At 49.2% G+C, this 657-nt stretch carries 1 protein-coding gene; it reads right to left on the bottom strand.

The window, feature by feature from the left end; all coding sequences use genetic code 11:
• A partial coding sequence (locus tag EHS19_RS10545; RefSeq protein WP_151917703.1) for a hypothetical protein occupies positions 1–340 on the bottom strand: 340 nt, incomplete at its 3' end.
• Between the last annotated feature and the right edge of the window lie 317 nt (positions 341–657).

The raw sequence follows: 657 nt of genomic DNA, 5'->3' as shown, positions 1-657 counted from the left end.
AATAACCAGTAGGAACACCCCCCGAAACCAACCCACACAAACACCCGAAGAGTCCTTTAATTTGATTGCCAGTCCACCCTTTCTCCTTCAAGGCATCCTTATCACGTTCATCGTTAACAAGTATGAACTCCTTATCAGACGGATCTGCAGGTGTACCAGCCCGCCCACTTTCCCCATAAGTGCTCTTCAATGTTAGATAATCGGCATGAACCTTGCAAATACGTCCCTTCCCATCGGTTTCGTACTTGAACTTATACTCCCCCATCCCCTCTTTGCCTTTACCTTCAAGCTCGTACTGAATATTGGGCCGAAGCTGCTTATGCCCTTCAGCATCCTTCACAAGTTTCCCATCCTTCGTACGAAGCCACTGCTCTCCCGATTTAACATGAGGCTTCTCAGTTTTGCTCCTGAGATCATCCTTATTCCGCGATTCGGTATTACCAACTTCGGCTTGCGCATCAAACCGTAATCCGTCAGATTCATCGCGCTTTGCATTTACCGATTCTGCATGATCCTTAGTGTTGGAGTCAGCCTCATCTTTCTGTTTTTTAGACTCTTCGGGTGTTTGTGTGGGTTGGTTTCGGGGGGTGTTCCTACTGGTTATTGGCGTCCGGGGAGTTTGAGGTCGAGGCCGCCGCATTCGGGCATGACCAGGCC

It is taken from the genome of Bifidobacterium jacchi (assembly GCF_009078285.1).
GTDB classification, from domain to species: Bacteria; Actinomycetota; Actinomycetes; order Actinomycetales; family Bifidobacteriaceae; genus Bifidobacterium; species Bifidobacterium jacchi.
The sequence above is the reverse complement of the archived record's forward strand: the minus strand, read 5'-3'. Positions and strand labels throughout refer to the sequence as shown.